The organism is Burkholderia sp. JP2-270 (genome assembly GCF_003233675.1).
Lineage (GTDB): Bacteria > Pseudomonadota > Gammaproteobacteria > Burkholderiales > Burkholderiaceae > Burkholderia > Burkholderia pyrrocinia_C.
The window spans coordinates 2,834,542-2,852,964 of record NZ_CP029825.1 but is presented as its reverse complement, the minus strand read 5'-3'; the positions used below and the strand labels follow the sequence as shown (position 1 = coordinate 2,852,964).

Sequence of the window (18,423 nt, the reverse complement as noted above, 5' to 3'; positions counted from 1 at the left end):
TGGAAATCGTCCATCGCACCGACCTGTCGCCATGAAACCGTTCGCCCTGCTCCGCTTCGTTCCGTCCCGCGCCGATCTCCTGCCGCTCGTCACGACGCTCGTTTCCGGCGCGGCGCTCGTCGCCGTATCGCTGTGGGCCGTGCGTTTGCTGAGCGTGTCCGATGCACCGGCACCTTCGCCTGTCGCACCGCCCGCGCCGTTCGACGTCACCGCGAGCGCGCAGCTCTTCGGCGCGAAGCCCGACAACGGCCGCGATGCGATCCAGTTGCTCGGCGTACTCGCATTCGACGCGCGCCGCGCGGCCGCGATCGTCAGCATCGGCGGCGAAGCGTCGCGCGTCGTGTCGCTCGGCGCCGCGATCGGCGAAGCCGCGAAGCTCGCCGAGGTTCGAGCGCGCTCGATCGTCGTCGACCGCAACGGCCTTCAACGCGAGATCGCGCTGCCTGCCGCGGAGAAGGTGAACGTGTTCGTGCGCTGAGCCGCGTCTCACTGCACCATGTTGTTCAACTCGATGATCGGCATCATCACTGCGAGCACGATCACGAGCACGACGCCGCCCATCGCGAGGATCAGCAGCGGTTCGAGCAGGCTCGTCAGGAACATCGTGCGACGCTCCAGCTCGCGCGATTCGCCTTCGGATGCGCGATCGAGCATCGTCGTCACGTCGCCGGTCGCCTCGCCCGAGCGGATCAGGTGCACGAGCACCGGCGGGAACGTCTTCGTGTGGGCCAGCGCCCGCGACAGCGCCGAGCCCTCCCGAACGCGCACGATCGCATCGTCGACGTTCGCGCTCATCGCGCGGTTCGACAGCGTCTCGCCGGCCGCCTGCAATGCGCGCAGGATCGGCACGCCGGCGGCCGTCAGGATGCCGAGCGTGCTCGCGAAGCGCACCGTGTTGTAGCCGCGCACGAGCTTGCCCGCGAGCGGCGCGGTCAGCAGCCAGTGATCGAACCTGAGCCGCGGCCCTTCCTGCGACAGCACCTTGCGGATCGCGAAGACGATCGCGACCGTCGCCAGCAGCGACGCCCACCACCAGTGCCGCACGAAATCGGACAACGCCATCATCACGACCGTCAGCGTCGGCAACTGCTGCTTCGTGCTGGTGAACACGTTTGCGACCTGCGGCACCACGTAGCTCAGCAGGAACGTGACGATGCCGAACGCGATCAGCGTGACGATGCCCGGATATGTAAACGCGAGCAGGATCTTCTGCTTCAGCGCGTTGCTCTGCTCGATGTAGTCTGCGAGACGCGACAGCACGACACCGAGCTTGCCCGTATGCTCGCCCGCCGCCACGAGCGCGCGATAGATGTCGGGAAAATCGCGCGGATGCTGGCCGAGCGCATTCGCGAACGAGTGACCGCCAACGACTTCCGCGCGAATCGACGCCATCAGCTCGCGCAGGTATTCGCGTTCGGCCTGCTCGCTCAGCACCGACAGCGATTCGTCGAGCGGCAGCCCCGCGACCAGCAGGCTCGCGAGCTGGCGCGTGATGATCGCCTGCTCGCGCTGCGACAGCTTGCGGCCGAGCGACAGGCGTTGCTGACGCTCGCCGTGCTGGCGTTGCGCGGCGAGTTCGACGACGAGCGGCGTGAGCCCCTGCGTTCGCAGATGGCTGCGCCCGGCGCGTGCGCTGTCGGCTTCGAGCACGCCTTTCAGCGTGCGGCCGGTGGGATCGATCGCTTCGTAGCGGAATGCCGACATGTCTGTGCCCTCGTGTCACGCGTACGTTTTTTCCGACGACGTCGCGCAACACGCCGAACGGAGTCGCCGGGGAAGACTAAGGAGCGAACCGGCGCAAATTTGTGACGGATGTTGGGCTACATTTTTGAGCGGGCCTTATTACTTTCGATCGGTATTCTTATATCGGAAAAAACGATTTCATTCCGGATTGCATAAGCAGTCATTCAAACATTAACGATCAGGAACGCTCGAATCAGCTTTACTTTATAAAACTCATTCAATCAATTTCAGAAATATCTCAACATGCAGCTCATTTGCCTCTGGAAGAAATGTTCCGTAGCATCCGCCACGAAACTGACTTGGAGTTGCTATAGCGCGGCACCGCATGCGCGGACCAGCCAGAGTGACGCACGAAAACGCGCCCCTGCACCCCACCACAAGGCGGCTCGAAAGCACGCAGCAACGCTCCACGGTGCAATCTCAACATCAGGGAATCACGACACACATCGAATACCAGTGAAATCGACGCTTTATCAATCCGAATAACGCAATGGTTTATTCGACGAAAATGTTACACACCATTCGTTATGAAAAATTCACACGCGTCATACGGATTTCCCCCTACAGTTATCCGGCGGTCCATAAGCATTCCAACCGCAGTAGCAGGGGTTCCCGTTTATCTTCGTCCAAGGAAATTTCTCATGAAATCCAGCAAGCGCAAGATCTGTCAAGTCCTCGCTCTCGTCGTTTCCGGTCTGGGCGCCACGGCCGCGATGGCCTCGCCGAACGTGCAAGGCGGCGGTTCGTCGCTCGTCGCCCCGACCATCGGTGCGATCGGCAACAGCGCGACCGAAATCGGCCTGTTCGGCACCGCCGAAGGCTCGTTCACGTATTTCTCGGTGGGTTCGGGCGCAGGCCAGAACGCATTCCTGAACAACCAGCCGACGTTCTTCGGCGCAGGCGTCACGGGCACGGTCCACTTCGCGAACAGCGATGCGGCACTGTCGACCGCCCAGCTCACGTCGTACAAGGCCGGCCTCGGCGCGACCAACGGCCCGCTGATCCAGATCCCGTACATCGTCACGCCGATCACGGTGCCGGTCGTCAACGGCCCGGCCGTGACGAGCACGACGACGCCGCAAACGACGCCGGGTCAGGCGCATAGCATCGCGCTGAACGACGACGATCTGTGCGGGATCTTCTCGGGTCGTATCACCGACTGGGCCGGCGTGAGCGGCGCCAACCCCGTCATCAACCCGCAAACGGGTTCGGCGTACACGACGACCAGCACGCCGATCAAGGTGGTCTATCGTGCAGACGGCAGCGGCACGACCGAACTGCTGACGCGCCACCTGGCCGCTGTTTGTACGACGACCAACACGCAAGCCGGTGTCACGTTTGTCGACTCGCTGACGTTCACGGCGTCGTTCCCGGGCGGCGTCGTGCCGGCGAACTTCGTTGCAGCATCGGGCAGCGGTGGCGTGCGTAATGCGGTGGCGAGCTTCTCGTCGGCCGGTACGGCAGCCTTCGCGTACCTGAGCCCGGATTACACGAATACGTTCCTCGCCCCGTCGAGCACGGTCGTGACGTCGGCCGGCGCGCTGCAACTGCCGGTGGCCAGCCTCGTGAACAAGACGAATGGCGTGTACTACGCACCGAACTACACGAACGCGTCTACGGCATTGGGTTCTGTAACCCCGCCGACACTCAAGGCGCAGGCCGCCAACCAAGCAAACTGGGTGCCGAATGCAGGCAACCCGGCTTCCGGCTATCCGGTTTCCGGCACGAGCCAGATCATCCTGAGCCAGTGCTATAAGGATGCAACTGTCAAAACGGCGGTGCACGACTTCCTGAACAGCCACTACACGAACGCCAGCTTCGCGTCGATCGTTCATGGCAATGGCTTCGACACGGTCCCGTCGAACTATCAGACCGCGATTTCGGCCGACTTCCTGAGCAACACGAGCGGCTTCAACCTCGACATCGGCAACACGGGCGTCTGCGCAGGCACGGTTACCGGTCGTTAAGCGTTCTTCAGGCTGATTTTTTGCCCGACGCGACTGCGCCCTTGGGAAACCAAGGGCGCAGTGTTTGTTTGCGTATGCAATTGCGCGTTTCTCTTCGCTGCCAAGTCGAGCATCGCTTTCGAACATACGATGCACTTTGAATATCCGGTCAACACGACGGGAGAAAATCTTATGAAACACCAACAACGCAAACTCTGCCAGATCATCGCTCTTTTCTTGTCCGGCGCAGGTGCCACGGCAACGGTGGCTTCGCCGAACGTGCAAGGCGGTGGTTCGTCGCTCTTCGCTCCGGCTATCGGCACAATCGACAACAGCACAACCGAAATCGGTCTGTTTGGCACCGCCGAAGGCTCGTTCACGTACTTCTCTGTCGGCTCGGGTGCCGGCCAGAACGCGTTCCTGAACAACCAGCCGACGTTCTTCGGTTCGACGGTCACGGGCACGGTCCACTTCGCGAACAGCGACGCGGCACTCACACCCTCACAACTCATGTCGTACAAGGTAGGCCTCGGCGCGACCAACGGCCCGCTGATCCAGATCCCGTACATCGTCACGCCGATCACGGTTCCAGTCGTCAACGGCCCGGCCGTGACGAGCACGACGACGCCGCAAACGACGCCGAGTCAAGCGCATAGCATCGCGCTGAACGACGACGATCTGTGCGGCATCTTCTCGGGTCGTATCACCGATTGGGCTGGCGTGAGCGGTGCCAATCCCGTCATCAACCCGCAAACGGGCTCGGCGTACACGACGACCAGCATGCCGATCAAGGTGGTTTATCGCTCGGACGGCAGCGGCACGACCGAACTGCTGACCCGCCATCTAGCCGCTGTCTGTACGACTGTCAATACGGCCACGGGCGTGACGTTCATCGACTCGCTGACGTTCACGGCGTCGTTCCCGGGTGGCATCGCACCGCCGAACTTCATTCCGGGCTCGACAGATGGCCACGTGCGAAACACATTGACCTCGCTCGCCAGCACCGGCATCGCTGCGGTTGCGTACCTGGGACCGGGTCATACCAATACGTATCTCGCGCCATCAAGCTCCGTCGTGACCTCGGCCAATGCGATCCAACTGCCGGTGGCGAGCCTCGTGAACTTGAAGAACGGCCAGTATTACGCGCCAACGTATGCGAACGCTACGGCAGCGCTTGGTACGATTGCGCCACCAGCAAACAGGTTCTTCGCCGCCAACCAGACAAACTGGGCCCCAAATACCAACAACCCGAACTCTGGCTATCCGGTCTCCGGCATGAGCTACATTATCCTGAGCCAGTGCTACGCCAATCCGGACGTCAAGGCGGCCACGCATGACTTCCTGAACGCGCATTACACGAACGCCAGCTTCGCGTCGATCGTTCATGGCAATGGCTTCGACACGGTCCCGTCGAACTATCAGACCGCGATTTCGGCCGACTTCCTGAGCAACACGAGCGGCTTCAACCTCGACATCGGCAACACGAGCGTCTGCACGGGCACGGTGGTCGGCCGCTAAGTCCTAAGTCGCCAGCAAGCTGACTTCCGAGTTCTAAACGACTGAGCCCCTGGGTTATCAGGGGCTCAGTTTTATTCGGTCGTCTTCAACGTATCCGTCAGGCAAGCCGCAACAACTCCGAACATCCCGTATTGCAGTCGGAATGTCCACGCGGTCTTACGACATACAAGAACTCCGGGTGGACTGGTAGGCAGCACAACTTACGTTCGCGTCGGAATCGTTCCGTTCCGCTCCGCTCGTCGAACGACCCGCACGACGCATGTATGCATGCACGAAAAATAAAATGCGGGTCACCGATCCAACCGGCGCCCCGCGTCACACCTTACGTTCGTCCGAATCAGATCTTGCCTAACCTGGCGCGCTCCTCCGACGTCAACGTGGCCCGTTGCGTTGCGCCTGCTTGACCGAAGCCAAGAATCGACACCGCGTTCGACGAATCGTAGCCAACTTGCTGCTTGTGTTTCTTCATGCCATCGCCGCCTGCGTCGCCAAAACCTTCGACCTGCACCGAAATCGTCCAGCGACGGACTGACCCGCCGGATGCGTTGTTCTTCGCGATATCCTGCGCGACTTGTGTCGCGGCCGATGCAGCTGCGCTCGCGGCCGTCAACGCACCGGTATTCACCGCCTGCACGAGCGGGATACCGGACGCCTTTCCCGTCACCTGAATGTTGTCGGCATTCACCACGCGCAGCGCCGCGACGTTCAGGTTCCCCGCGCGAATACCGGCGTCTCCCGCATCAACCGTGCCGCGCGGCGCGATCAGGTTGATTGTCCCAATCGGCACGCCAGGTACGCTCTGCAGCGTCGCGATGCCCGCTCCGGTGACCTGCCCACGCGCGTCGACCGTACAGTAGTGGTTCGCATCGCACACATACTGCGGCGCAGGCGTATCGGCCGACGATTTCGCACCCTTGCCCGCGTTGATGTCGCCGTTTGAACTCCAGATCGTCATGTCGCCGCCCTGCTCGGTGAAGATCCGGCTCTGCGCCAGCAGGACACTGCGATCCGTAAAGATGTCGATATCCCCTTTCTCGAGCGTGAGAATCCCCATCGTCCCCGGCCCCGCAATCACCTTGCCGGTGGTGGGATCGACGATCTGCGGCGGTGCGGATGTACTGCCGATCAGCGCCTGACCTCCCGGGCCGAGAATCGATACGTTGCCGCCCTGCTGGGTCTGGATGGTCGTGCTGCGAATGTCCAGGTCACCCGTATCGATCAACCTGTTCGCACCGTTGCTGCCCCCGCCGAGATTGTTGGCCGTGTAGCCCAGCGCGGCTGGGAACATCGTATTGAGCGCCTCATATCCGCGTGCATATTTCTGATAGTACGGACTGCCGGGGTTGTTGTAATCCTCGCCGACGCTGGTCAGCACCTTGAACAGTACCTGTTCGGCAAAGAGCTGCTGGACATACTGCGGCAGCGCCTTGAATTTCGACCATGCTTCGTCCGAGGTCAACGGCTTGATCGTCGGCTGATCGTTGACGAGGCCCGTATCGACCGAAAGACCCGCCTCGTATTGCTCCATGAACGCGACGAGCGTGCCTGCACTGCTTGCGACACCGGGCACCGAACCCGCGGGGTCGATATAAGTCGAGACGAACGATGACGTGTCGATGCCCGGCCCAATGCCGAAAAGAACATTGACGTCTGCGCTTTCGTGCGGCAGGTACGGATTGTTCGCGTTGCCGATCGCGTCGATACCCGTTAGCGTTTTCGAATTCTTCACGGTCAGCTGATTCGTCAGCGGTCCGATATTCCTGCCCGCCTCGATATCGAACGTGCCCGGACCGCCAAGCGCAAGTACCGGCGCAACCGTTCCCTGCCCCACTATCAATCCCTGCGTATCGTAAATGTCGCGTCCAGCCACGATACGAGTCACATCCGACTTGCGCAGGTTTTGCCCCAGGAACGACAGATTGACGATGTCGCGCCCGGCCTGGATCAATGCAGGCTTGTCAATCACGACAGGGACAAGATAATCGAACAAGCCTGCGCGAGCACCGGTTGTCTGCAGAACGCCATCGACAATATCGCCATTCAAACTGTAGATTCGCGCCGGTACGGCATCATCGCCATGCAACGCAGCGGAATCGTGTGCCGCCGCAGATGCAACCGTGGGATCCGCGACGAATACATTCGGCCTCGCCGGTGACGGCATCGCGGACGGGTCGACATCGAGCATGCCGAATGACGGCGTCCCGACGGGCGGCCCCATGCCGTTGATGGTCGACAGACCGATGGTCTGGTCGGCAATCAGATTCAGATTGCCCGATGCCGACGGGTAAAGCTCGCCGCTCGCCGCAACCGTAATGCCGCCAGTGAACGCGGTCAGGTCTACCGACGACGGCAGAATGGACGACAGGTCGAGTTGACCCGGCGTCATCGGGCTGAAATTGCCGCCACCGATCAACCCGACGTTGGAAAGCGTGCCGATTGCAACATCGCCCGTCGTGGACGTGATATTGACGGCGGATGTCGACGAATAGCCCTTCATGTCGGCTTGTTGCTTGTACGCGGACAACAGCGCATTGCCCTGCACATACGACGGATCGAACACGCGTCCGATGCTGGCGCCTTGTCGCGCGTTGACGTCGAGTACGCCATCCTGCATAGCCAGCAACGTATCCATCGTCACGGTCCGCGCACCGTCGAAATTCGGGGGCACCACAATATCCGACCCGATCTTCCCGCCCGCCGTGATCGTGCCCGATCCTTTCGCGACGAAATAGCCGCCGCTCAGAATGTCTCCGCTTGCCCGTACTGTCAGATTGCCGCCTCCAACGGTATTGACCGTCGGGCTATCGGTATTGGCGCCGGTCAGATACCACGTCGTCGGCAACGACACCGACAGGTCGGAAATATTCCCGCCCGCCGACACGGAGACGTTTCCGCCCGCGCTCAACACGCCTTGATCGAACGCACCGAAGTTGATCGACGTCTGCACGGTCTGCGTCGCGGGATTGGTCGCCCCGACCATCCCGGTCGGATTGCCGATCTGCATCCACTGCCACCAGAATTGACTGATGTTGGCGCCCTTCTTTCCGGTCACCGTGCCGTTCACATCGGTCAAATACTCCGCGCCGGTGATATCTCCCTGTGCGTGAATCGTGATATCGCCGGCCGAATCCGGATTGACGGGGGACGTAACCAGAATATCCGGATTGCCGCTCCCGCCATGAATGATCGAAAGGCCGGTGCCCGGGGCTGGCGCCCCCGCGGCAGGCGCGCCGCCCGTGTAAATCACGCCGGGAACCAGCACGTCCGGGTTGCCCGGCTGGATCGAATCGACATCGAACAACGCAATGTCGTTGCCGGCCGCTATATCGATCGCACCCGTACCCGTGCGAATCATCGTCGGGGCCAGCAACGCCAGGCCATTGCCGTCCACGAACGTCGTATGCCCGTCGAAAATCACGCTCTTGCCGTTCGATCCGCCTCCTGCGGTCGGCGCCTGAAGCGCCAGCGGGTTCGTGCTGTTCAGATCCGCCCCAGCCACGACGCGGAAGGAACTGCTCGATCCGCCCGTCAGTGAAGCAGACACAAGCGGAATCGGGACGGTCGCAACGGAGGTAGGGGCCGGCGAATTGTCCGTCACGGCAGGCAAGCTGATCGTCGTGGTCGCGATGACCGAAACCGGTTGAACGCTTGGCGCCGTGACAGTAGTCACGAGCGGCCATTGCTGCTGATGCTGGACCACAAACTGGACTGAATCGGACAGATACTTCTGATATTGATTCAGATAGATCAGATAGGAGCCGGGATTCGAAGCCTGCTCGGCTGTGCTCGGCGCAATCGGAGCCACTGGCTGACCGGGCAGCATCGTCGTAGAGTTTTGCGCGTGTAGTCTGTAGACGATCTCCATATTGCTACTGGTCAACGGCACACCTGTCAACGCTGACGAAAGGCTTGTCGCGGTCTGATCCAGAAAATTCGCATACGCCGAATATAGTGCGTAGTACTCTGCAATCTCGTCCGGCGTGCCGCCGGTCGGTTGCCCCGGACCGGACGCCAGGCCGCTCCCCGCGAAATACGAGAGTCCATAGCCATACGCAATCCCGAAAAAGCCCGCGGGCGCGTTGAAAATTGTCTGTACTGCATTCAGCGTCGACAACGGCGGCACCGGAATCGTCCCGCCTCCACCCAGCGGGTTCGCAATCTGAAAGAACCCGTCCGACAGGCTCGCCTTCACCTTCACATTGTTCTCGGCGCGAAGCGTTACAACCGGCGCCTCCCCGTCGAACCGGAACGCGAGATTCGTCGGCGACGCGCCCGCGCCGAGGTTCCAGTTCGTCAGCACCTGGATATCGCCGCCGTTGATCGCCGCACTCGGGTTGTCGAGCTCGATCCCCGGCACGATGTGCGCATTCGCGATGTTCTTTCCCGCAAACGGATCGACCAGCGTATCGAGCCCGTGCTGCACGAATCCCATCAGCGTGCCCGGCGCCGCCGTCGACGCATCGCCGTTCTGATATCCGTAGAAGGTCTGGTGATCCGAATTTGCCCCGCCGCTCGCGGGCGCGAAATACATGTTGTTCAGCCCGCCGAACCCGATCGTGGAATTCCCGTTCTGAAGCTGTGCCTGCGTGACGCTCGCCGATGCACCGGTCGCCTGATTCGTCAGCGTGCCGCCGCCCGAGCCGTCCGGCGTGAACGAGAACGTCGCCGGCGTGCCGGATGTGCCTTGCGCCGTGAACGTGCCGCCCAGCAGATGCCCGCTCTTGTCATACCATCCTGCCGGATCGATGACGCCATCGAAGTGCTTCGCGCCCGTCGTCGCATCCGTCGTGCTCCACACCGCATATGGCTCGAGCGTCGCCGCGCGCGAACCGACGATCCCCTTGCCGTTGTTGAACGTATCCGGCAGATTGAGATTCACGCCGTTGTCGATCAGCAGCGGTGCGCGGAAATTCACGGTGCCGCCCGACAGGCCGCCCGCCGTGCCACCCGACACGTCGATCAGCGCATTCGCACCGAGCGTGATCGCGCCAGAATTCCCGCGCAGGATGTTCTCGTAACCATAGGTCGCGTTGTACGCGATCGAGTTGCCGTTCGTATCGACGATCGTCGGATCGAACAGCGCGGTCGTACCGATGTTGACCTTGCCGCCACGCTGTTTCGGATCGGAGCCACGCGCCAGCAGCGAACCCTCGATGTCCACGCCGTTGCGACCGTACAGGTCGATCTCGCCGCCCGCCTTGCCGGACGCATCGATCGTTCCGAGCACGTTCACGTTGCCGTTCGCCGTATCCGCCGCACTGCCCGAACCGCCGTCGGCCGTGAGCAGCACCGAATGCGCGGTCAGCGTGTTGCCTTGCGACAGCGTCAGGTTGCCCGTCTTCGTGCGGATCGCAATCGCCTGGTTCACGCCGCTCGATGCAAGCGTCTTCGACAACGCATCGAGATCGGCCGCGCCGCCCGTATTCAACGAGAACGAGCCGCCCGCATAACCGCTCGCCGCACCGCCCTTGAGCGTGCCGTTCAGGTTCACGACCTGTTGCGGCGCCGACAGCGCAAGGCTGCCCGCCGCACCGCCGCCGCTCGCCCCGGAAAAATCGAGCGTCGATCCTGCCTGTACGTCGACGGTGCCCGCATCGGCCGTCAGCGTGATCGGCCCGGCCGGCGCGTAACGCGTCACGTCGAAGAATTGCTTCGACACGCCCGCCGAGCTGACCGTCGAGCCGACGCCGATCGTCAGGTTGCCGCTCGTCGCTTCGAGCGTGACGTTGCCCGCCGGCGCGCTGATCGTCGCGCCGTTGTCGGCCACGGTGCCGCCGATGAAGGTCCATGCACCGCCAACCGCATCGCGCTTCAACGCGGTACCCGACGCACCGTTCAGCGTCAGTGCGCCCGTGGTCTTCACGGTAGCGGCCGAGCTCGTATCGGCCAGATAAACCGGTGCATTGAGCGTCACCGGCAACGCGCCGAAGTCGAACGTCCCGGTGCCCTGCCCCACGATGCCGCCCGTCGCATTCATCACAGCCGAGCCGAAGCCGCTCGCGCTCTTCGTACCAGTGCCGAAGTCGATTTCCTTCGCGTTGACCGTCAGCGTGCCGCCGCCGGCCGTCGCCGTGCCGGGCGTTGCGCCCATCTCGTTCGTGAACGCGATCTGCTGTGCGTTCAGCGTCACGTGGCCGCCGTCGCTCGTGAAGGTGCCCGCGCTCAGATCGACGTTGTTGCCGAACGTCGCGTTCACGTCGCCGACGAAGCCGATCGCGCCGTAGCTACGCAGCGCCACCTGCTGCGCGTTCGCGAACTGCGCAAGGCCGGCCGGATCGATCACGAAACCCGGCAGGCTCGCGGCCGCGCCGCCGCTCGCGTTCGTGAACGTGATCGCGGCACCGTCCGCCGTGATCGCCTTGGCCGACAGCGCCGCAGACGGATCGACCTTCAGGTTGCCGGACGAATCGAGCAGCAGCGCCTGGCCACCCGCGAGCGTTGCACCCGCGCCGACCGTCAGCAAACCGGTGCCCGTGCCGCCCGTGCGCGTGAGCGGTGCCATTGCGCCGTTCGACACGCGCAGCAGCGCGCCGTCGCCGGCGATCGAGATCGGCTGGTCCTTCGCGGCCGGATAATCGCCCTGCGCGGTAATCGATGCGCCCGCATCGACACGCAAACCGTTCGCCGCGTTCGGATCGGTGCCGCTGCCATCGGTCTTCGTGACGAGCAGGATCTCGGGGCCCTTCAGTGTCGTGTTCCCGTCGTTCGACAGGACGACGCTGTTCGCAATCGGCGTGATCGTAACGCCGCTCGTCGTCGCCGCTCGCGTGCCGCCGATCAGCAGGCTGCCCGCGTTCAGCGAATCGAGCGCATCGCTGCCGATCTGCAGATAGCCGGGCAGCACCGCGCTGCCGTTGCCGGTGATCTGGATGTCCTGCGATGCGATGTCGACCTCGGCCGGCGCGCCGCCCGCGCCGGCGGCCGCGTTCAGCGTCGCGCCGAGCGTCAGCGCCTTCGTCGCGGCCAGCACCAGCTGGCCGCCGTCCACCGGCAACGGCGGCGTCACGTTGCCCTTGCTTGCGGCAAGTTTCGTGAAGTACGCGTTCGCCCCCGTCAGCGTGTATTGCGAGTATTGCTGCCACACGCTGTTCGACTGCACGTTGAACAACGTCGGCGTCGCGCTGCGGCTGCCCGTCAGCGAGTCGGCAAAATAGCCGGCCGTCACGACCGTGCCGTCCTGCAGCACCTGGCTCGCGCCCGGTACGACGTTGCCGGCCGTGCTCGACACCGTCACGCGATACGCGCCCGGCACCGTCGCGTACTTGCCCGGCAACAGCGTGTAGTAGCCGGCCGCCAGCCCCGGCACGCCCGACAGATACACGGCCTTGCCGACCGGGTCGGTCAGGCTCGCCTGTCCCACTCCCATCGTCGCCGTCGCGGTCGTTGCCGTACCGTTTTCATTGGTGGAAGGCTGTACCGTCTGCGCGAGGGTCGGGTCATAAGCCGCGACCGGTGATTGCTTGCCCGGCAGGATCGCATAGACGTTGCCGGCCCCGGCATTGACCGGCACTGCCGTCGCGCCCTTGCCGCTTGCATAGCTCACGTTGTATTGCGACAGCACGTCGCGCGTGCCGCCGGTGCCCGGCACCCATTCGACCGCCTGCAGGTCGCCGCCGCCGGACAGGTCGATCGTCGCGCCCTTGTCGAGCGCGACGTTGCCGCCGTTCACGCCGACATATTTCGCGGGCGGTGCGGTCAGGTCTGCCGTCGTCGTGCCGGCGACCGGATTGAACTGCCACTCGACCCCGTCGACCGTCGTGCCATACGGAATGACTGCGCCTTCGTTCGACACCGACGTCACGCTGCCGCTTGCCAGCCTGACCGAATCCGTCGCGACCAACGGCAGACCGGCAAACTGCGCCTGCGTCGCCGCATTCGACGGATCGCCGATACCGAACACGAGCGTGCCGGACGGTGCGCGCACCGTGCCGCCCTGCACGATGTTCGTCGCATCGACGAGCAACGTGCCACCTGCGGACAGCGGTGTGAGCGACGCGCCGTTCGACGCGAACGTGACCGTCGTCGGCGCCGGCTTGCCGGTTGCCGGATCGGTCGGGCCGACCGCGTCGACGATGAACGTGCTGCCGGTCGCCGGATACAGGCCAGCCGCCCTGAACGTCAGGTCGCCAGGCGTATAAAGGATGCCCGGCGTCAAGGTCTGGCCGGCATTCGTCGAACTCAGCCGGATGTCGCCGCCGCTCGTGAAGTTCGCATGGCTGAAATTGTTGAGCTGAAGCTGGTTCTTCAGGTCGATGAACGACGCATTCACGTTCAGCGTCGCATCCGACAGCGTCGCGACCGGTTTGAACTTGGGTGCCTGCGTCTGGATGAACGGCCCCGACAACGCGACGTAGGGCGCATCGATTTCCACCGTCGTGCCGAGCGGCGTTTGCGGCGCCTGTGCCAGCACGGCGTCGACCGCCGACGCAATCGTCCCGTCCGGCTTGCGTACCGGCGTCGACAGCAGCGTCGACAACTGTCCCATGCCGATGGCTGCAATGCGTCCCGCATTCAGGGTCACCGATTCGGGCAAGGACAGCGTAACGTCACCCGCAAACAGCATCTGTGTCGGTGACACGCCGAACAGATTCGGCGGCGTGGCACTGCCGAGCACCAGGTTTGCGATGCCGGACCCGGTCAACCGGTCGGCCGCGAACTGGATGACCCCGGTCGGCTGGCCGATCGGCTGTCCGGTCGTCGGATCGATCGCCGACGTGAAATCCTGTCCCGGTGCCAGTCCCGCGGGCACGAGCGTTCCGTCTTGCCGCACGACCAATGCCGTGCCGCTCGCGCCATCGTTTTGATGCGGCAGGATCGTCAACGTACCGCCGCGTGCCTGCGCGGCACCCGGATGCCCCGCCAGCGTCGCATCCGCAAACAGGCCGTTCGCCGCCAACAGCGTGATCGAGCCCGCATCGCTCCAGACCGGCTGCGACGCGTAAGTACCATTGGCCTGCAACCGGTCGAAATTCGCAGACGTACCGGACACGTCGATCTTCGAGCCCGCCTGCGCCACCACGTAGCCCTTGTCGCTCGACATCGTCACCGAGCCGCCGGGCAACACCTTGCCCGAATTCGGCACGACCGTCGTCGCGCCGATCTTGACCGGCGCCGCGAGTGGATTGGCCAATGCCGTGCCCGATACGTCGAGCAAGGCATCCGCGCCCAGCCACACCGACTGGCTCGCGCTCAGGAAACCGGTGTTGAACTGCCCGGCCTGCGCATACGTGCCGCCGCCGTCCGCGCTCAGCGTGATCGATCCACCGGGCGCGACGATCGAGCCGAGCACCGTGACCTGTGTCGGCGAACCGAGGCCGACGCTCGCGCCGGCATCCGCATGGATCGACGCGCCTTCCGACACAGTGACCGCGCCGGTCCCGCCCGGGTACGTTGGCACCACGCCGGCTGAAGTCAGCCACGACGTGTAATTGCCGCCCGTCAACACGAGGTTCGTCGCCTGCCGGTGATACGCATCGAGCTGGCCGATCGACGTCAGGCTGCCCGCCGACAGGTTCGCGCCCGTACCGGCCTGTTGAAGCGCGACCGCATCCGGGATGCGGTTCAGTTGCGTCACGCCGACCATGGCGCCCGGCGCGACGGTCGCGTCGTAATACGCGTTCAGCACGTACTTGCCGAACCCTTGCCGCGCGAAGAAGGTCTCCGGGAGATACACGTCGAACGGCGACGCTGCCGCCGCATCGCCACCGATCCGGAATCCGAGCGCCTGAAGCGTCAGCGTGCCGCCGCCCGAAAAACCGTCGCTCAGGATCGTGCCGCCCAGCGCAAGCGTGCCGGCCGTCGGCTGCGTGGCGGGCAGGTACGCACCGCCGCCGCCATCGGTCGTGTGACCAAACTGTTTCGATTGCGGTCCCGCATAAGTCTGCAACGACACGTTGCCGCCACGCCCGGCCGGCACGCCGTTCTGCATCAGCATCTGGCCGTTCGCCAGCATCTCGCCGCCGCTCGACACGTCCAGCACGCTGCCGGGCTGTAACAGGACCGAGCCGGTCGCGTCCGCATAACCGGCGCCGGGCACAATCAGCGAATTCTGGATTGCCGACAGCGAGATCGTACCGCCGTTGATGAACTGGCTGTTGCCCGGCGTCGATCCGGGCGCCGCCTGCAAGTCGTTGTTCACCCATTGACCGGCAGCACTGATTACCCCCTGCGGCCCTACGATGACGTTGCCGCCGCTGGCAATCGAAATCGATCCCGACGGCACGATCAGCTTGCCTGCCACATTGACGTCGGCGCCGGGACGCGCGCTGCCGAGCGAAATGGAGCCTCCCGGCTGCAATTCCAATTGCGTGCCTTGCGGCACCACGATTCCCTTGCCGCCGACCTTGTCCTCGGTCACGTTCAGGTTCGCGAAACCGCCGTTGTTCAATGTCGCGACCGGTACGACGGTGGTCGACAACACGTTGCGCGGGTCCGTCTCGGGCAGCGCCTGCAAGGCGTTGGCATCGAGTGGCGTATCGATGGAGAAACCCCGCGCGATCTCGCCGAGCGACGGCGCGTGGTCCTGCAGCACGACGAGGCCGGTGGCGCCGGTTCCCGCGTCGTGGTTGTTCGACGTCAGATTGACCAGCGCAGTGCTGCCGAGCTTCGGATCGGCCCCGAGGTTGAACGTCCCGCCGCTCGGCAGGCTGTTGCCCTGCATCTGTTTCGCGCCGCCGAACGCCTGCGCGCTGATGTCGCCGTCGAGCACCGTCGCCTGGGACGCATACACGTCGAGCGTGCCCGCATTGCCGCCGACGATGGTGTCGCCCTGATACGTGCCCGCCGTCTGCAGCGGGTTGTACCAGGACTTCGTCACGCCCCAGCGCGGATGCGATTCGACGAACTGGCCCGCGATACCGACGTAGGTGTCGTACGGGCTCGCCCGCCCGATCGGGACGATCGCGCCGTTCGCGTCGACCAGGCGCGTCGTGTTGACCATCCCGCCGTCGTAATGGACGTAACCGCCGTTCAGGTTCATCGACGAACCCGCGGCGGTCATCACCTCGTTGCCCGACAGCGTGATCGACCCGCCATTGGTCAGCAACTGGTCGACCGTGCGCGGAATCAGGTTCACGTACCCCGACAGGTTCAGGATCGGGCTGCCGACCCACTGCACGCCGTCGCTGCGCGTGCCCGTCAGCGTGCTGTCGAACACGAGGTTCTTGTACCCGAGCAGGAACCCGTTGCGCAGCAGCGGCGAATCCGCGAGTTCGTTCTGTCCGATCCGGTCGACCGTCACCAGTGTCTGCGAGATCGGCACTTCGACGTTCGCAAGGCCCGACACGTCGATCGTCGCGCCGTTGTCGACATAGATGCGGCCCGGTACGGCAGTCTGGCCGGCAGGCGCCTGCGCGCCCGACGTGGACGGCGTCAGCGCCGCGACGGTGACCTTCGACCCGGGCGCCTCGATCAGCGAGCCGCCCTGGAACCAGATCGAGCCGGCCGTCATGCCGATGCTGCCCGGCGTGAAGGTCGCGCCCGGCGTCGACGGCGTCGTCTGGCCGTTGCCGTCCGGCATCACCGTCGTCACCGAGTCCGGGCCGAAGCTCAGCAGGCCGGCGCGATGCGTGTCGTCCGCGCCGCCGATTCCACCAGTCGCCTGCCCCAGCCCGAGGTATTTGGCACCCGAAGGGTTGTTCGAACTGTATTCGTCGACCGTGGAAATCGTGATCGTGCCGGGCGCGTTGACACTCGTCGTCACGCCGACCACCCCGTTCTGCGCGACGCGGCTGCCGAGCAGGTTCACGTTGCCGCGTGCGGCCTCGACGATACCGGTATTGGTCAGCGTGCCGGCCGGCGTGACGTCGGTTGTCGCGCCATTCGGCCCAAGCAGCATGATCTGCCCGCTCAGTTCCGGCAGCAGCACTTGAGGATTCGCCGTGACGCCACTATTGGGCCGCAGGCTCACGCCGACACCGGCCGCCAGCACGACCTGCCCGTCCGTCGCCTTGATGTGCCCCGCGTTCGTCACGTTCGGTGCCGCGATCATCACGAAGCCGCCGTCGCTCGCATTGCCGTTCGCGTGCGTGGTGATCGACGCACCCTGTTCGATGGTGACGTCGCCCCACGGTTGATACTGGCTTGCGGACGTAAGGTTGACCTGATTGCCAAGGCCAAGCACTTCGTTCGGAACCTGGCTGCTGCCATTCACCCCCGTCGAACTACCCGACTCCGGATACGCGAGCCCGCCCGTCGTCCCGGCAGGCAGGCTCAGGAACTGCTTGTTGCTCGCGACAATCCCGGCAGCATCCTGCGCAAGCGTACTGTCCGCCACAACCGGCACCTTGTTCTGCAGGGTCTGGTTGTAGTTGTTCATGTTCAGCACGTCGAGCGACGACGCCACCAGCGAATGCACGTTCACCTGCGACCCGGCCCCGAACAGCACACCGTTCCGGTTGATCACATACACCGCCCCCTGCGCGGTAATGTTCCCGAGAATCTGGCTCGGCCTGCCGCTCGGATCGTTGATCCGGTTCAACACCGCCCAGTTGTTTGCGCCGTTCGTCTGCGTGCCGCCCGACTGGTCGAAGTTCAGTGTCGTCTGCCGGCCGACGTTCATCGTCTCCCACGTCAGCACCGCGTTCTGCCCGGTCTGCTTGACGTCGACGTTCACGTGTCCGGTCGCGTCGACGCTCTGCTGCGGCGCGTTCGCGTTGAACCACAGCACCGGATTGTTCGTATCGCCGGTCGCGCCTGCCGCCACTTGCAGCCCGCCCGGCGCAAGCCCGTTCGGTACGGTCGACGGCAGCTTCGCCGCCGCCGCGGCCGCGTTCTGCTGCACGGCGATCTGCGCAGCGATCGCGTGCGCGGCATAACCGAGGTTGCGGATCGACGGCTGGCTCGCCTGCAGCGCCTGCTGCGGCGACACGCCGAGATTCGGCATGCCCGGCACGCCGCCGGCACCGCCCGCGGCGCCGCCCGCCGCACGCGCGGTGGCCTGCCCGAGGTTCATGATGCCCGCCGCATGCGCATGCGCGGACACGCCCGCCGCGAGCATCAGCACGACCGCCCGGTAAAGCGGGCTCAGCTCCGATTTCAAGACCGACCGAGAGGCCGTTGCGCGAACTTGCCGATCCGTACGTGCGCGTGCTGCCATTCTTTCCACCCCGATGCTAGGAAATTGCGCGCGGCGCCGGTCCGGCACCGCACATGTCGTTGCGCCTGAAACAGGCCGCTGGAATCCGAAGACCATACGAAGCGCGAATGGCAGCGACAT

Annotated in this window: 5 protein-coding genes; 3 read left to right on the top strand and 2 right to left on the bottom strand. The window is 64.2% G+C overall.

From position 1 onward, the window contains the following. Positions 1 to 31: 31 nt before the first annotated feature. Positions 32 to 478 (top strand): type II secretion system protein N, encoded by a 447-nt coding sequence (locus DM992_RS31025; protein ID WP_111019959.1) that lies wholly within the window; start codon positions 32 to 34, stop codon positions 476 to 478. Positions 479 to 486: 8 nt separating this feature from the next. Here the strand turns inward: DM992_RS31025 and gspF are convergent, their stop codons facing one another. Further along, the gene (gene gspF, locus DM992_RS31020) at positions 487 to 1,704 is read right to left on the bottom strand and encodes a type II secretion system inner membrane protein GspF (RefSeq protein ID WP_111019958.1); all 1,218 of its coding nucleotides are present in this window, start codon (positions 1,702 to 1,704) and stop codon (positions 487 to 489) included. 680 nt (positions 1,705 to 2,384) lie between these two features. Between gspF and DM992_RS31015 the strand changes: the two genes are divergently transcribed. Together DM992_RS31015 and DM992_RS31010 are read left to right on the top strand one after the other, a co-directional pair. Beyond that, positions 2,385 to 3,710, top strand: a complete 1,326-nt coding sequence (locus tag DM992_RS31015) for a substrate-binding domain-containing protein (protein ID WP_111019957.1) — start codon at positions 2,385 to 2,387, stop codon at positions 3,708 to 3,710. Positions 3,711 to 3,881: 171 nt separating this feature from the next. Then, positions 3,882 to 5,207 carry a substrate-binding domain-containing protein gene (locus tag DM992_RS31010; RefSeq protein ID WP_111019956.1) on the top strand — a complete coding sequence of 442 codons (1,326 nt, stop codon included), beginning with the start codon at positions 3,882 to 3,884 and terminating at the stop codon, positions 5,205 to 5,207. A 337-nt stretch (positions 5,208 to 5,544) separates the two neighbouring features. Here DM992_RS31010 and DM992_RS31005 read toward each other — a convergent pair whose 3' ends face one another. Beyond that, positions 5,545 to 18,204, bottom strand: a complete 12,660-nt coding sequence (locus DM992_RS31005; RefSeq protein ID WP_239511450.1) for a filamentous haemagglutinin family protein — start codon at positions 18,202 to 18,204, stop codon at positions 5,545 to 5,547. Positions 18,205 to 18,423: the final 219 nt, after the last annotated feature.